13 protein-coding genes are annotated in these 14,394 nt (G+C 71.8%); 8 read left to right on the top strand and 5 right to left on the bottom strand.

What is annotated here, in order from left to right:
- The first annotated feature begins 72 nt into the window (after positions 1-72).
- Both BKA05_RS13210 and BKA05_RS13205 read left to right on the top strand, forming a co-directional pair.
- Positions 73-642: a YetF domain-containing protein gene (locus BKA05_RS13210; RefSeq protein WP_179531838.1), complete on the top strand. Its 570-nt coding sequence runs from the start codon at positions 73-75 to the stop codon at positions 640-642.
- 10 nt (positions 643-652) lie between these two features.
- Positions 653-1,462: an acyl-CoA thioesterase domain-containing protein gene (locus tag BKA05_RS13205; RefSeq protein WP_179531837.1), complete on the top strand. Its 810-nt coding sequence runs from the start codon at positions 653-655 to the stop codon at positions 1,460-1,462.
- A 15-nt stretch (positions 1,463-1,477) separates the two neighbouring features.
- Here BKA05_RS13205 and BKA05_RS13200 read toward each other — a convergent pair whose 3' ends face one another.
- A complete protein-coding gene (locus BKA05_RS13200) occupies positions 1,478-3,058 on the bottom strand; it encodes a hypothetical protein (protein WP_179531836.1) in 1,581 nt (526 codons plus the stop codon).
- A gap of 326 nt (positions 3,059-3,384) precedes the next feature.
- On the opposite strand from BKA05_RS13200, the gene BKA05_RS13195 reads away from it, so the two are divergent.
- Positions 3,385-5,985, top strand: coding sequence for an Ig-like domain-containing protein (locus BKA05_RS13195; RefSeq protein ID WP_179531835.1), 2,601 nt, complete (start codon positions 3,385-3,387; stop codon positions 5,983-5,985).
- Between the two features lie 290 nt (positions 5,986-6,275).
- Here the strand turns inward: BKA05_RS13195 and BKA05_RS13190 are convergent, their stop codons facing one another.
- From BKA05_RS13190 to BKA05_RS13180, 3 genes are all read right to left on the bottom strand, one after another.
- Complete coding sequence (locus tag BKA05_RS13190) at positions 6,276-7,292, bottom strand: hypothetical protein (RefSeq protein ID WP_179531834.1); 1,017 nt, start codon at positions 7,290-7,292, stop codon at positions 6,276-6,278.
- The gene (locus BKA05_RS13185; RefSeq protein WP_179531833.1) at positions 7,289-8,185 is read right to left on the bottom strand and encodes a DMT family transporter; all 897 of its coding nucleotides are present in this window, start codon (positions 8,183-8,185) and stop codon (positions 7,289-7,291) included. Before BKA05_RS13185 ends, BKA05_RS13190 begins: the two co-directional genes overlap by 4 nt.
- Positions 8,186-8,322: 137 nt before the next feature.
- Positions 8,323-9,141: a hypothetical protein gene (locus BKA05_RS13180; protein ID WP_179531832.1), complete on the bottom strand. Its 819-nt coding sequence runs from the start codon at positions 9,139-9,141 to the stop codon at positions 8,323-8,325.
- A gap of 146 nt (positions 9,142-9,287) precedes the next feature.
- Here BKA05_RS13180 and BKA05_RS13175 point away from each other — a divergent pair, with 146 nt between their 5' ends.
- The 4 genes from BKA05_RS13175 to BKA05_RS13160 are packed head-to-tail and all read left to right on the top strand — an operon-like array spanning position 9,288 to position 12,995.
- On the top strand, positions 9,288-9,989 hold the full coding sequence (locus BKA05_RS13175) for an NUDIX domain-containing protein (protein ID WP_179531831.1): 702 nt from the start codon (positions 9,288-9,290) through the stop codon (positions 9,987-9,989).
- A complete protein-coding gene (mshB, locus tag BKA05_RS13170) occupies positions 9,982-10,893 on the top strand; it encodes an N-acetyl-1-D-myo-inositol-2-amino-2-deoxy-alpha-D-glucopyranoside deacetylase (protein ID WP_179531830.1) in 912 nt (303 codons plus the stop codon). Before BKA05_RS13175 ends, mshB begins: the two co-directional genes overlap by 8 nt.
- Positions 10,890-11,240, top strand: coding sequence for a hypothetical protein (locus BKA05_RS13165; protein WP_179531829.1), 351 nt, complete (start codon positions 10,890-10,892; stop codon positions 11,238-11,240). The genes mshB and BKA05_RS13165 overlap by 4 nt, the downstream gene beginning before the upstream one ends.
- A 9-nt stretch (positions 11,241-11,249) precedes the next feature.
- Positions 11,250-12,995 (top strand): VanW family protein, encoded by a 1,746-nt coding sequence (locus BKA05_RS13160; protein WP_179531828.1) that lies wholly within the window; start codon positions 11,250-11,252, stop codon positions 12,993-12,995.
- Between the two features lie 6 nt (positions 12,996-13,001).
- Here BKA05_RS13160 and BKA05_RS13155 read toward each other — a convergent pair whose 3' ends face one another.
- Positions 13,002-13,937: a GNAT family N-acetyltransferase gene (locus BKA05_RS13155; protein ID WP_179531827.1), complete on the bottom strand. Its 936-nt coding sequence runs from the start codon at positions 13,935-13,937 to the stop codon at positions 13,002-13,004.
- A 129-nt stretch (positions 13,938-14,066) separates the two neighbouring features.
- On the opposite strand from BKA05_RS13155, the gene fdxA reads away from it, so the two are divergent.
- Entirely contained in the window at positions 14,067-14,393 is a 327-nt protein-coding gene (fdxA, locus tag BKA05_RS13150; protein ID WP_179531826.1) for a ferredoxin, read from the top strand.
- The last annotated feature ends 1 nt before the right edge of the window (position 14,394 follow it).

Here is a 14,394-nt window from a genome sequence, read left to right as displayed (position 1 = left end):
GGTGCGAGCGGAGCGAGCCTCGAGACCCGGTCGCCAGCGCAGCGTCCAGCGATGGGGAGCACGATGGAGCCCATGGACGAGCTCGCCTATTACCTCGGCATGCCCGCGCACGGCGCCCTCGCGGTCGTCGTCTCGACGGTGGTCCTCTACAGCGCGATCACCAGCCTGCTGAGCCGGGCCGGCCAGCGACTCTACGCCTCGCCCTCGAGCCTGGACCTCGCAGTCGTCACGGTCCTCGGCGCCATCGTCGGTCGCTCGATCCTCGGGCAGGTGCCGACGTTGAGCGGCGGTCTGCTGGCGCTGGGCACGCTGTTCGTGGTCGAGGGCCTGGCCGGCCGGGTGCGCCGCAGCGAGCGGATGTCGCGTCGTCGGCGCCACCGCGCGGTCGCCGTGATGGTCGCCGGGCACGTCCAGCGCCACGAGCTGCACCGGCTCGGGCTCGACGAGTCGGTGCTGTGGAGTGCCCTGCGGTGCGCCGGGGTGCGGGGCCCGCACGAGGTGTCGCTCGTGGTGGTCGAGCCGGACGGCCGGTTCAGCGTGCTGAAGGTGGGGGAGACCGTGCACCCCGCGGCGCTCACCGGTGTCCGGCACTCCGGTGAGCTGTTGGACCAGCTGGCGCAGTCGGGTGACCGCGCCCAGTAGGTTCACCGACGTGACCTACGAGCTCGACCGCCACCTGTCCCTGACCGCCCTTGGTGAGGGCCGGTACTCCGGCGCTCTCGACGGCGGCTGGAGCGTCGGGGGCGGCATCAACGGCGGCTTCCAGATGGCCCTGGCCGGTCAGGCGATCTCCCAGCACCTGGAGTCCAAGCCGGACCCGGTCGCGGTGTCGGCCTACTTCCTCTCCGCCGGGACGCCCGGCCCCGCCGAGGTGGCGGTCGACGTGCGACGCGAGGGTGGCCGGATGGCCACGGTCGCGGCCGACCTGACCCAGGACGGGCAGACCCGCCTGACCCTGCTGGCGACGTACGCCGACCTCGGACGTTTCGAGGGGGAGGTCCGCACCACGGCCACCGAGCCGGAGCTGCCGGCGCCCGAGGACTGCGCGGGCCCCGAGGACGTGCCGGACTTCGTGCTCGAGCTGGCGCCGATGATGCGGCGCTTCGAGATGCGCTTCCCGGTCGAGCAGACCGGGTGGGTGCGGGGGGAGCCGCGCGGGGTGGGGCACCTGTCGGCGTGGTTCCGGATGGCCGACGGGCGCGAGGTCGACCCGGTCGCGCTGCTGATGGTCCTCGACGCGCTGCCGCCGGTGACCTTCGACCTCGGCATGATCGGGTGGGCCCCGACGCTCGAGCTCACCGCGCACGTGCGGGCCAAGCCGGCGCCGGGGTGGCTGAAGGTGCAGCACCGCACGCGGAACTTCGCGGGCGGGACGTTCGAGGAGGACTGCGAGGTCTGGGACTCCACCGGCCGGCTGGTCGCCCAGTCCCGCCAGCTCGCCCTGGCGCCGCGCACCGGCTGAGGCACCGCCGGCGGGTCAGTCGGCCAGCGGCTCCAGGTCGAAGCGGCCGTCGAGGTCGCGCAGCGCCGGCCCGACCTTGCGCCACCAGCGCACGACCGAGGCGTCCGGGCTGGACTGCGTCTCCAGCGGGGTGGGCAGGTGGTGGGGGGCCTGCAGCCCGGTGGCGGCGAGGGCGGCGCGGCGGACGGCGGAGTTCGCGCTGTCCATCGCGCGGCGAACGACGCCCTGGTGCTCCTCGCGCAGCCCGGCACCCGAGCGGGCCAGGCTGATGAGCGCGCGGCGCTGGGTCCAGGGGTGGTCGGTGTCGACGAGCGCGACGACGTCGTCGCGGCGGGTGCCGTGGCCGATGGTCCACACCGCGTCCCAGGCGCGGTCGCCGAGCAGCTCGCGGTCGGAGCCGGCGAGGGAGAGGAAGCAGTCGGCGACGGCGGGGGCGTACGGCGAGATGCCCAGCACCTGGCCGGCCAGGCGCCTCCGGTTGCCGCTGACGTGGAAGAGCGACTCGCGCACGAGACGGTCCAACAGCTGGTCGGGCTCGGAGCGGTAGACCGCGGGGGTCATCGCCTGCGCCTGGGTGGAGACCTGCCGGCTGATGCTCCGGCTGACGTCGCGCACGGCCAGGTCGTGGGTCTCGCGGGTCTGCAGGATGCGGGTGCGCAGCGGGCTGTCCTTGAGGTTGCCGGTGACCCGGGCGAAGGACTCGTCGGGCAGATGGGTCAGCAGGTCGAGCAGGTCCGCGCTGCGCTTGGACGTCGGCGTGACGAGGCCCCGGATGGCGTGCTGCTCGATGAGCGCGAGGTGTGCCCGGCCGACGTGGCCGCGCGCGAGCTTGGCCGCGGCCACCTGGATGGCGCCGCGTGCGAGCTGGCTGCTGGGGGCGTCCATGAGGCGGCAGACCAGGTTGCTGGCGCCGGGGTCCTCGAGCTGCTGGAGGACCGTGAGCATCGGGAAGACGACCTGCACGTCGGGATCGGTGAGCCAGACACCGAGCGCGTGCAGGACGTGTCGTTGGGCGACGGGGTGGGTGACCAGGGTGCTGAGCGCCTCGAAGCGGCGCAGCTGGTCGACGCCGCTGGTGCGGGCCAGCTCGTGGAGCAGCCGCTCGCACACCAGGGACCAGGTGCGGTTGGAGAGCAGCACCAGCTCGAAGCGCTCGAGCTCGGTGGCGAGCCGCAGCCAGTCGCCCCCGGTGAGGTGGTCGTCCTTGTCGGTGGCCCGGTCGACGAGGTCGGAGACCATCGTGTCGGGGGAGAGGTGATCGAGCCCGGCGAAGGAGATCTTCTCCGGGGGCTTGGCCGAGGTCTCGGCGTCGCGCACGAGCTGGCGGCTGGCGGCGACCAGGGCGCCCTCGGAGAGGCCGAGGACCGTCTCGTAGCCGCGCAGGGCCCGGAAGGACACGGCCTGCTGGCCCGACTCCCACCGGCTGACCCGGCTGGCGTCGGCGTTGACACCGGAGTCCACGAGGGCGTCGACGAAGGTCGCGCGGTCGGCGTACGCCGGGTCGGACCCGAGTGAACGCGCGGTGACCAGCAACCAGGCCGTCCGGGCCCAGGGGTCGTAGTACCCCTCGGCCATCGGCGTGGTGTCGTCCGGCATCCGGGGCGGTCGCCCGCGCCGTGGCTTGGGCACACCCGCGGTGCGGCGGGAACCGCTGCGTGGCTCATCAGCGCTCAACTGCTGCTCCTAGGTCGACCCGAGTCGCCGTGGGGTGGGGGGAGGGACAGTAACGAGTGACCTCGGCCACAGTTATTGCAAGGCAAAAAGTAAAGAACATAAAGGCCGCAGCGCAACTCACAGGATCTTTACTGTGCGATCCGTCCAGACAGGTCCCTAGTGAACCTCGCCTGGGTCCTGGCCTCGGGGCCGGGTGGTCCGTTCTGTGTCGGACCAGTCCTAACAACCTTCAGAAGGGTTCAATCTTCATGAACAGCAGCGGCATCAAGCGGGGCCTGGCCACCACGGCCGTCTCCGCTCTCGCGGTGGCGGGTATCCCGTTCATCGCTTCCTCCGCCTCGGCGGCGGCTGGTGACTCGATCACCGTCGCGTCCGTCGGCCCGATCCGTAACGCCGGCGCGCTCGGCGGCGAGGTCCTCCTCAAGACCAAGGGTGTCGACGAGGCCGACCTCAAGCTCAAGGCCACCAACCTGACCAGCGGCGCGAACTCGCCCTCTCAGACGGTCTCCATCGTCTCGGTCGACCGCATCGCCAACGGCGACCCCGGTGACTCCAACAAGACCGACGGACTCGACGAGATCACGGTCAACCTGGCCGTGACCACCCCGTCCGCTGGTGGCAGCTTCGCTGTCGCCATCTACGAGGACGAGGACGGCGCCGGCTCTGTCGACGCTGCCGAGGCCCGCGCGACCATCTCCGGTGCCACCGCCGGCGCGCCTGCGTCGATCGCGATCAGCCCCGACTCGCAGACCACCTCGGCTGGCGTCCCGACCGGCAACTACACCGCCGCGATCGCCGACTCGGCTGGCAACGCGACCCAGCTGACCACCGGTGAGGGCTTCGCTCTGGCCGGGACCGGCGTGACCTTCACCCCGGACAACACGCTCGACCCGGCTGACCTCGTCAGCGGCTCGACCACCTTCAAGGCCAGCTCGAACACCTCCGGTGAGACCACGTTCACCGCGACCGGCAACGGCACCGGCGGCACGCCGGCCACCGTCACGGACTCGGCGGTCATCAACGTCATCGCCAACGCCACCATCGACGCCGACGAGTTCGACCTCGTCACCGGCGCCGACGAGTTCGAGGCGGGCGACGCGTTCGGCGGCACCTACCAGGTGCGCGTCGACCAGGGCTCGGTGACCTTCGAGTTCATGAGCAAGGACGGCGGCGACGCCGACACCATCCCGGACGACGCCAACAAGGCTGTGGTCCTCACGCTCTCGAGCGGCACGCTCAAGTTCGGCGGCGCGGCGTCGAAGTCCTACACCGTCGTCCTCGACGCCGACGGCAAGGGCTCCCTGACCGTCAGCCCCTCCGGCATCGTCGCGGGCTCGCAGATGACCTTCGAGTCGGCCAGCTCCGGCATCGCCAGCACCACGCTCGAGTTCGCTCGCGCCGCCGCTGACTCGGTCAAGGCCGGCCAGGCCGTCTACGTGACCAAGGTCGGCAGCCCGACCGAGGTCACCGTCTCGGTGCTCGACCAGTTCGGCGACCCGATCGGCGCTCCCGCGCAGGTCTCGATCGTCCGCGGCTTGCGCAACGGCAGCACCCAGACCGCTCGCCAGACCGTCGGCTCCGACGGCAAGGCGACCTTCACCCTGCCCGACGCCGGCACCACCGTCGGCAGCGAGACCTTCACCATCAACCTGTTCGAGGACCAGTTCGACGGCACCCCGTCCAACTTCGCCGGTGCTCGCATCGACTACACCGCTGACGGTCTCGGTGGGAACTTCACGATCGCCGGCGCGTCCGACGACGCGACCGCCACCAAGGTCTTCCCGCTCTACGACGGTGTGGCGAACTCCGCCGGTAGCGAGTTCGAGACGATCTCGGTTGCCCTCGGCACCCCCGACGCCCCGGCGACCTTCTCCGTGGACAACGGTGCGCTGATCGTCGGTTCGGACAACACCCTCGCGAAGGCTGTCGAGTCCAAGACCATCACGCTGAGCAACACGGGCACGGGTTCGGTCAACGTCATCGGTACCAAGACCGGCGTCGTCACCGTGACCATCACCAGCGCGGGTCGCACCAAGACCGTCAAGTACACGGTCGAGCAGCCCACGGGTGCTGCTCTCGAGGCCTCGGCTCGCAACGTCGAGCTCGACGGCCCTGAGGGTGTCGTCGCCGGCGACGTGGCCACCTACACGGCCACCGTCACCGACGCCTTCGGCAACCCGGTTCCGACCGTGGACGACTCCAACGTGGTCTTCCAGGTCTCCGGCCCGGCCAGCCTCCAGAACAAGGAGGGCGCCACCGACGCCAACGGTGAGATCGAGCAGACCGTCCTCCTGACGGACTCCGCCAACGGCAGCATCACCGTCAGCGTGCGGGGCGAGAACAGTGGCAACGTCACCCAGTTCGGCAAGGCCGCGAACTCCTACGCTGCTGCGAACGACGCCCCGGGTCTCTCGGCTTCCAAGAACACGGACTCCGTCACCTCGACCGTCACCAACATCGAGGCGCTGGAGCAGGCTGTCGAGGACGCTGAGATCGCTCTCGCCGAGGCCGAGGCCGACCTGGCCAGTGCTCAGGCCGAGCTGGACGTGGCCCAGGCTGAGCTTGCCATCGCGCAGGCGAACGTCGACACCCTGACCGCGAAGAAGCAGAAGCTCCGCAAGAAGCTGAACCGCGCGAAGGCCAACGACAACAAGCAGAAGGCCAAGACCACCCGCAAGAAGCTGCGTCAGACCAAGCGGGCCCTGCGTGCCGCGAAGGACGACGTGACTCTTGCCCAGGCCAAGGTCGACGCCCGCACCACCGTCGTGACCCTCCGCCAGACCCAGGTCGACAAGGCTCAGGCCGACCTGGACGAGGCTCAGGCGAACCTCGACGAGGCCCAGAACTGATCGATCCCTCCGGGATCGGTCCGCTCTGAGCGCACCGACACGGGAGGTCCCCGGGGCGTGAGCCCCGGGGACACTCTCCGGGAGGGCACCTGACTCCCAGCTCCAGCTCGATGAGCCGGAGACACAGACGCGGTCCGGGCCTTTCTCTGTTGCCGCTGCTCGAGAAAGGTCCGGACCGCCTGTGCCACCTTAGGGCACGGGGTCTCTTCGGCTAGGTCACCGGGGCCGCACACGATGTGTGCGGCCCCGGTGGCTATTTCAGTCAACTCCGAGTTGACCGATCGAGGTGACTAGCCGTGCAGGCGCAGGACCGCGCGCCGACCGGGGTGCTCGCCGACCGTCCACAGACGGCCAAGGTCGTCCCTGGTCAGGTCCTCGACCCCGATGGGTGCCGCTCTGCGGAACGGTCCCGAGGCCAGCTCGATGGCGGGCCTCCCACGCGCTCTGTCACTCAGGCCGGGGAGGGTCCCGGGTGCGTCTTGGTCGGTGTCCGTCTCACTCAGCTCGGTACTAGGACCTCCGGTCAGGTGCAGGCTGCCCCTGAGCCAGGGGCCGGCCGAGGTCGAGACCAGCAGGTCGTCGGCGTACGTCGTCACGCCCTGCATGCCGGCCGGGCCCTCGCCCACGACGTGGAGGTCGCCCACCGGCTGGCCATCTCGGACCTCCAGTCGGGCCAGGCGGGTGGACTTGCCGCCCCGGCCGTACTCTCCGGCCAGGAGGGGTCTCGAGGCCCGCTCCGCTCGCACCTCGACCATCGGGAGAGGCCGGCGCTCCTCGCTGCTCGACCACCCTGGGGGCGCGAGGTCCATGAAGGACCAGCGGAACGGGTCGTCCGATCCCGGGAGTGTCGGCCGGTGGAGGGTGCGGGCGCGCCAGGTTGCGGGGTCTCGACGACGCTCGTCGCTGGCGCTCCTCGCTGCTCGACCGGCAGTGAACGCGAGGTCGTCGACGTGGAGGGTCCAGAAGCCGCGGGCGGTGGCGGCGACGTACAACCAGCCGTCGTCCCACGCCAGGCCGCCGGCATGCACGCGCAGCGACTCGCCGTCGGGCGTCAGCAGCGGCACGTGGGCGTAGCGGCGGGCGACCAGGTCGACGACGGAGATCCGTGAGCCGCCGCCGCGGCGCGAGTACCACGACACCAGCAGCCGCTTGCCGGCCCACGTGATGCCCTGGGGCCACCACTCGCGGGTCCACTGGTCGCGCAGGTCCCACGACCAGGCTCGCTCGGCCGCACCCCCGTGCACCAGCCGTACGACGGGGAGCCGGTGCATCCGTCGGGGGAGTGGCACGTCGAGCAGTGAGCTCACGACCGCCGCCTCGTCGCGACCGCGACCCCGACCGTCGAGAGTGCCAGCCCCAGCACCGCCAGCCCGGTGAGCCGCTCGTCGAGCAGCACCCACGCCAGCACGGCCGTCACCGGCGGCATCAGGAAGAACACGCTGGCACTCGCCCCGGCACCGCCGCGGCGCACCAGCAGCCCGAGCAGCAGGAGCCCGAGCACCGAGTTCACGCCTGCCAGCCACAGCACCGCGACCGTGGCGTCGACCGGGGAACCCACGCTGGGCGCCCCCTCGACGGCCAGCGCGAGCACGACCAGCGGCGGCACGCACACCGCGCACTGCAGCGTCGCTGACCAGATCGGGTCCGTGCGGGTGCCGATCCACCGCTGCCCGAGCGTCCCCAGCGACAGGCACGCCAGCGAGGCGACGCCCAGCAGCAGCCCGGCGACGCCACCGGCCCGGTCGATGTCGGGCCCGAGCACCACTACGACCCCCGCCACGCCGACCACGAACCCGACCACCTGCAGCCGGGTCAGCCGCTCACCGAGCAGCACCCCCGCCAGCACCGCGGTGAGCACCGGTGAGAGCGAGTGCAGCAGCGCGCCGAGGGTGGCCTGCAGGCCGAGCTCGAATGCGGCGTACATCGTGCCGAACAGCAGCCCGTTCATCACCAGCCCCGACGCCGCGACCCGCACGAGGTCCTCGCGCGAGATCCGCAGCGCTCCGCGGGTCAGGCGCGCCAGGGGGTAGAGCATCAGCGCCGCCACCGCGAACCGCAGCACCAGCACCCAGAACGGCGAGACGACCTCGACCCCGGCCGGCCCCGCGACGTACCCCGAGGACCACACGAGGACGAAGGCCGCCGCCGGCCAGAACGGCACGCCCACCAGGGGCGTGGCTGCAGGGGCCCGAGACGTCATGGCGACAGCCTGCCGCACCACGCCCGCCCGGACGGGTCGTGCCCCTCAGCGGGCGCCATGGCGCCCGCTGAGGGGCACGACCGGGCTACCGCAGGTGCTGAGACGCCCTCACCTGCGGTAGCCAGCACGTCGGTGGGTCAGCGACGCACCTTCAGCTCGTAGTACCAACCCCACGGCGCTGCCAGGGAGACGGTGTCCTCGACCGCGGCCTGACCGTAGATGGAGATGACCAGGGTCTTCCCGCGGAAGTGCTTCGGTACCCGGAACCTGGTGGCCAGGTCCTTGCTGCGAGTCGAGACGTACGTGATGCCCTTCTTCGTGGGGCAGTAGGAGTTCTTGCAGACAAGGAAGTCGCGGCGGGACTCACCGAAGGAGCGCCCCTTGCGGGCCGCGATCACCTGGGTGACCGAGGCGACGTCCTCACCGAAGGCCCCGGTCCAGCGCATCTTGACGACCTCACCGACGCGCACCGCCTTCTTCGACGAGCGCTTCATCCGAAGGTTCGAGGGGTGACTGATCACCCGCACGGTGTGAGCGACGGCTGCGGACTGCTCGACGAGGACGTCGCCGTCGTACTCGCTGAGGACGACGTCGAACGTGTCGCCGATCGCCATGTCGCCGTCGTTGGGGATGTAGACCTGCATCGGGGTGACCCCGTCCCACCCTTCCCAGACGTAGCCCTCGCCCTCCTTGACCACGCCCGGCTCCTCGCCCTCGGCGGTCACCTGCGTCGCGGTCGCGACGTACCGGTGGCTGCTGTCCGGCGTCGTGTCTGTGAACGTCGCCAGGAGCCCGTAGAAGCCGAAGTGGATGGTGGGGTAGCCGCCTGTGTCCGCAGCGATCCCGACACGTTCGGTCGTGAGGCCGGTGGTCTCCTCGGCAGTGGCTGGGCTGAGGATGCCCGCCGTCAAGGTGAGGGCGGCGCCGACCAAGGTGGCCGTGAGCATTCGTCGCATGGGGGATCCGTTTCGTGAGGATGGGGAGCCACCAGCCTCGTCTCCGGTGGCCTCCCCGTCTGGTGGATCCGGCCCCAAAGCTGTTCGGATTTGTCCGGGGTCGTCCGACGTGAGCGTGCCGGACGCTCCGGATAGGGTCGTGCCCCGTGAGGAAGGTCGTCGTGGCAGCCGCCATCGTGCGCGGCGGGCGCGTGCTGGCAGCCCGGCGTACGGCGCCGCCGGAGGCCGCGGGGCGCTGGGAGCTCCCGGGGGGCAAGTGCGAGCCGGGCGAACCGCCCACGGCCGCGCTGGAGCGCGAGATCGCCGAGGAGCTCGGCTGCGACATCGAGGTGACCGCCTGGCTCGAGGGCAGCACGCCCATCGGCGAGACCCACGAGCTGCGCGCCGCCCTCGCACGCCTGACGCGGGGCGAGCCGACTCCCACCGAGCACGACGAGGTCCGCTGGCTGGCACCCGACGAGCTCGACACCATCGACTGGCTCGAGCCGGACCGGCCGTTCCTCCCCGAGCTGCGCTTCGCCCTCGAGCACGCCGCGAGCCTCGCCGGGGGCGGCAGCGGGACCCGCCGCATCATCGTCTTCGACGAGGACGACGCCCTCGCCGTGGAGCAACGGCTGCGAGCGGACGGCTTCGACGCCGAGGTCGTCCGCGAGCGGCTCCAGGGCGAGGACGACGACGAGGACCACCCCTGGGCCGTGCTGACCGACGCCCCGGCCCTCATCGCCGAGGTCCTCGTCGACGAGTTCGACGGGTGGCTCGACGAGGAGCAGGAACAACCCGCGCCCCGGGCGGGTTCTCCGCTCGACCTCCCCACCGCGCCCCGAAGGATCAAGAGGACCGATGCCTGACGCGACCCAGCGCCTCCTGCTCGTGCACGCCCACCCCGACGACGAGACCATCGGCAACGGCGCCACGATGGCCAAGTACGTCGCCGAGGGCCGCCAGGTCACCTGCGTCACCTGCACCGCGGGGGAGATGGGCGAGATCCTCGTCCCCGACCTGGCCCACCTCGCCGCCGACCAGGAGGACGGCCTCGGCGAGCACCGGCGTACCGAGATCGAGGACGCCATGGCCGCCCTCGGCGTCACCGACCACCGTTGGCTCGGCGGCTTCGGCCGCTTCCGCGACTCCGGCATGAAGTGGCACGAGGCCGGCCACGCCATCGCCGCCGACGAGACCGACGACCGCGCCTTCGCCAACGCCGACCTCACCGTCGCGGCCGACGAGCTGGTGCAGATCATCCGCGAGGTCCGCCCGCAGGTGATGGCCACCTACGACCAGTTCGGCGGCTACGGACACCCCGACCACATCCAGGCCCACCGCGTCGCGACGTACGCCGCGCACCTGGCCGCGGTGCCGTCCTACCGCCCCGAGCTCGGCGAGGCCTGGGACATCGCCAAGATCTACTGGAACGCCATGTCGGAGTCGAAGATGCGTGAGGGGCTGCGCAAGCTGCGCGACGCCGGCGAGCAGACGTTCTTCGAGGGCATGGACCCCGACGGCCCGATGCCGCACTTCGTCACCGCCGACGAGCACCTCTCCTGCGCCGTCGACGCCACCGCCTTCGTCGACCGCAAGATGGCGGCGATGAAGGCCTACCCCACGCAGATCCAGCTCGACGGGCCGTTCTTCGCGCTGTCCAACAACGTCGGCGACACCGCCTGGGGCGTGGAGTACTACCGCCTCGCCAAGGGCGCGCTCGGCCCCCTCGGCGAGGACGGCCTCGAGACCGACCTGTTCGCGGGGCTGTGACGCGGGCGGGGCTGCTGCTGCTCGGTCTCGTCGTCGGGCTGGCCGGGGCCGCGCTGCACCAGTCCTTCCTCTGGCTCACCGTCACGCTCCTCGCCGGCGCCGCCGTCACCGCGGCGACCCCGCCCCCCGGGCGGATCTGGTGGGCCGTCGGCTTCGCCGCGGTGCCGCTGGCGCTGTCGTGGCCGCAGGGCGAGGGCGACGTCGTCCTGGCGGGCACCGCGAGCCTGCTGCTGGCCTGCCAGGCAGCGCTGTGGCTGGGGATCGGCCTGGCCGGGCTGCTGCCCGCCGGACGCCCCGCGCGCCCCACGTCGCAGCCCGTGCACGACCCGCCACCGCCTCCTTCCTAGACTCGCCCCATGGCAAAGGACTCCGGACGCGAAGCCCTCGGCGGCAGGGCCGTCGTCGTGGCCGTGGCGACGGTGGCCCTCCTCCTCGGGGGCGGGTACGCCGCTGCCGGGGCGTTCGCGAGCGACCGGGTTCCGCGCGGGACGACCGTCGGCGGGGTCGCCGTCGGCGGGCAGACACCGGCCGAGGCGAAGCAGACGCTGGCCCGCGCCTGGCGGGACCGGGTCGACGCGCCGATCACCGTCACGGTCGACGGCGAGAGCACGACGGTCGCACCCTCCGAGGCCGGGCTCGAGCCTGCGCTGGACGCGACGGTCGAGGCCGCCGGGGCCGGCGACTCCTGGGCGCCGGGCCGGCTCTGGGACTACTGGACCGGCGGTGACGAGGTCGCCCCGGTCGTCACGGTCGACGAGCAGCGGATGCAGGCGACCGTGCAGCGACTGGACGGCGAGCTCGGCACCGCACCGGTCGACGGGACGGTCTCCTTCACCGGGTCCACCGTCCGGACCACGAAGGCCACGACCGGTCGGGTGCTGGACGACGAGGCGGTGCGAGAGGCCCTCGTGGCGGCGTACCTGTCGGAGGAGCCGAGCGCGGAGCTGGAGCTGGTCGAGGTCGAGCCGGACATCACCGACGCCGACGTCGAGCAGGCCGTGGAGGACTACGCCAACCCCGCGCTGTCCGGCCCGGTGACGCTGGTCTTCGGCGACACCCCGGTGAAGCTGCGGCCCAGCGACTACGCCAAGGCCCTGAGCCTCGACGCCGACGGCGGCGTGCTCACGCTGGCCACCGACATCGACGTGGTGATGGACCTCGTGGACCAGTCGACCGTCCAGGGCGAGCCGGTCGACGCGACCGTGCGCATCGTCGACGGCGAGCCCGAGGTCGTCCCCGCCAAGCCCGGCGTGAGCTTCGCGGACGCCGACGTCTACACCCTGTTCATCGACCTCCTGACGCAGCCGGAGGGGGAGCGTCGCGGTGAGGTCGACGCCACCGTCGTGGAGCCCGAGGTCACCACCAAGGACGTGCGGCAGCTGGGGATCAAGGAGCAGGTCTCGACCTTCACGACCTACTACCCCCACGCGGAGTACCGCAACACCAACATCGGCCGCGCCGCCGAGCTGACCAACGGCACGCTGCTGCTGCCCGGCGAGACGTTCTCGATGAACGACATCGTCGGCGAGCGCACCCGCGAGAACGGCTTCACCGAGGGCTTCATCATCTCCAACGGCATCCTGCGCGAGGACCTCGGCGGCGGCGTCTCGCAGCTGGCGACGACGCTGTTCAACGCGATGTTCTTCGCCGGGCTGGAGGACGTCGAGCACAAGCCGCACTCCTTCTACATCGACCGCTACCCGGTCGGTCGCGAGGCCACCGTCGCCTGGGGCGCCCTGGACCTGCGGTTCCGCAACAACACCGAGCACGGGGTCTTCGTGCAGTCCTACATCCGCCCCAGCACCCCGTCCTCGCAGGGCTCGGTGACCGTCTCGCTGTACTCCACGAAGGTGTGGGACATCGAGGCCCGCGCCAGCAACCGCTACGCCTACACCGAGCCCGAGGTCCGCTACCTGCAGACCGACGACTGCTACGCCTACACCGGCTCCTCGGGCTTCCAGATCGACGTGTTCCGCGACTTCCGGCGGCCCGGCAAGGACAAGGTCGTGCGCACCGAGAAGTTCCACACCGTCTACACCCCCAGTGACTCCGTGCGCTGCGGCAAGCCGCCGGAGGACGGCGAGGGCGGCCAGGGCGGCTGAGCCACCTCAGGGGCTGCCGCGGAAGGTCCCCGTGGGGGAGAGGTAGCGCACCGTGTGGTGCACCCCCAGCCCGAGCGAGTCGTAGAACGCCCGGGCCCCGTGGTTGTCGCTCTCCACGTGCAGCCACGCGGTGAGCGCGCCGCGCTCGGCGCCCCACTCCAGCAGCGTCGAGACCACGTCGCGGGCCAGCCCGCGGCGACGGTGCTCCAGGCGCACCCGCAGCTCGTGCAGACCCAGCCAGTCGCCGTCGAGGACGGCGCGCCCCACGGCCAGCGGCTCGCCCTCGCCGGGTACGACGGCGACCACCCGGTCCTCGCCGGACTCCGGCGCCACGACGGCCTCGCCCGTGGTCGGGCCCAGCCCCCGCCGGGTGCGCGACACCGACCCCAGGCGCAGCTCGGCCGCCCCGTGCTCCAGCGGCACCCACCCGGCGGCCAGCAGGCCAGCCTCGCTGACCGACCCCGCGTCGACCTGCGCGAGCGGGTCGCGGCCGCGGGCGTCGTACCACTCGAGGAGGTCGGTGGCGGCCTGCTCGACCGGGACGCCGGGGTCGCCGATGGCCAGGCAGGAGTTGGCGCGCTTGTAGAGCCGGCCGACCGGGGCGGGGTCGGTGCGCAGCAGCCAGTCGCCGAGCGGCTCGGTGAGGGTGCCGGGGAACATCCGCAGGCCGCGGAGCTCGGCCTCGCGCGTGGGCACCCGCTGGCGCACCGAGGGGCGCGGCGGCACCGGCTTGCCGGAGACGATGTCGGCGAGCGCGATCCGCACCGGCTCGCCGATCTCGGGTGCGACCACGCACACGCCGTCGGCCCAGGAGAGGCAGGTGCCGAGCAGGTCGGTGAACGCCGGGCCGCCCGTGGGGCCGGTCTCGCCGCGCAGCAGCCGGCGCACCACGACCCGCTCACCGACGACGTGCGGTCCGAGACTGGCGGCCTGCGGCGACATGCGGGGCTCCAAAGGGTGGGCTTCCTCGCTGTCGTGCACGCCGGGATACTAGGCTGCCAACGGTGTTGACCGGCCGGCGGACGGCCGCGTGATCGACCAGGCCAAGCCCAGCCCTCCAGGAGGATTCCGGTGACCTACGTCATCTCCCAGCCGTGCGTGGACGTCAAGGACCGCGCTTGCGTGGACGAGTGCCCCGTCGACTGCATCTACGAGGGCAAGCGGATGCTCTACATCCACCCCGACGAGTGCGTGGACTGCGGTGCCTGCGAGCCCGTCTGCCCTGTCGAGGCGATCTTCTACGAGGACGACGTCCCGGAGGAGAACAAGGAGTACTACGACGCCAACGTGCACTTCTTCGACGATCTCGGCTCGCCCGGTGGCGCCGCGAAGATGGGCGAGATCGACCACGACCACCCGATGGTCGCCGCGCTGCCACCGCAGAACCAGGACCACTGAG

Origin of the sequence: Nocardioides marinus (genome assembly GCF_013408145.1) — a bacterium.
Classification (GTDB): Bacteria; Actinomycetota; Actinomycetes; order Propionibacteriales; family Nocardioidaceae; genus Nocardioides; species Nocardioides marinus.
Note: the sequence above shows the minus strand (reverse complement) of the source record. Positions and strands in the feature narration are given on the sequence as shown.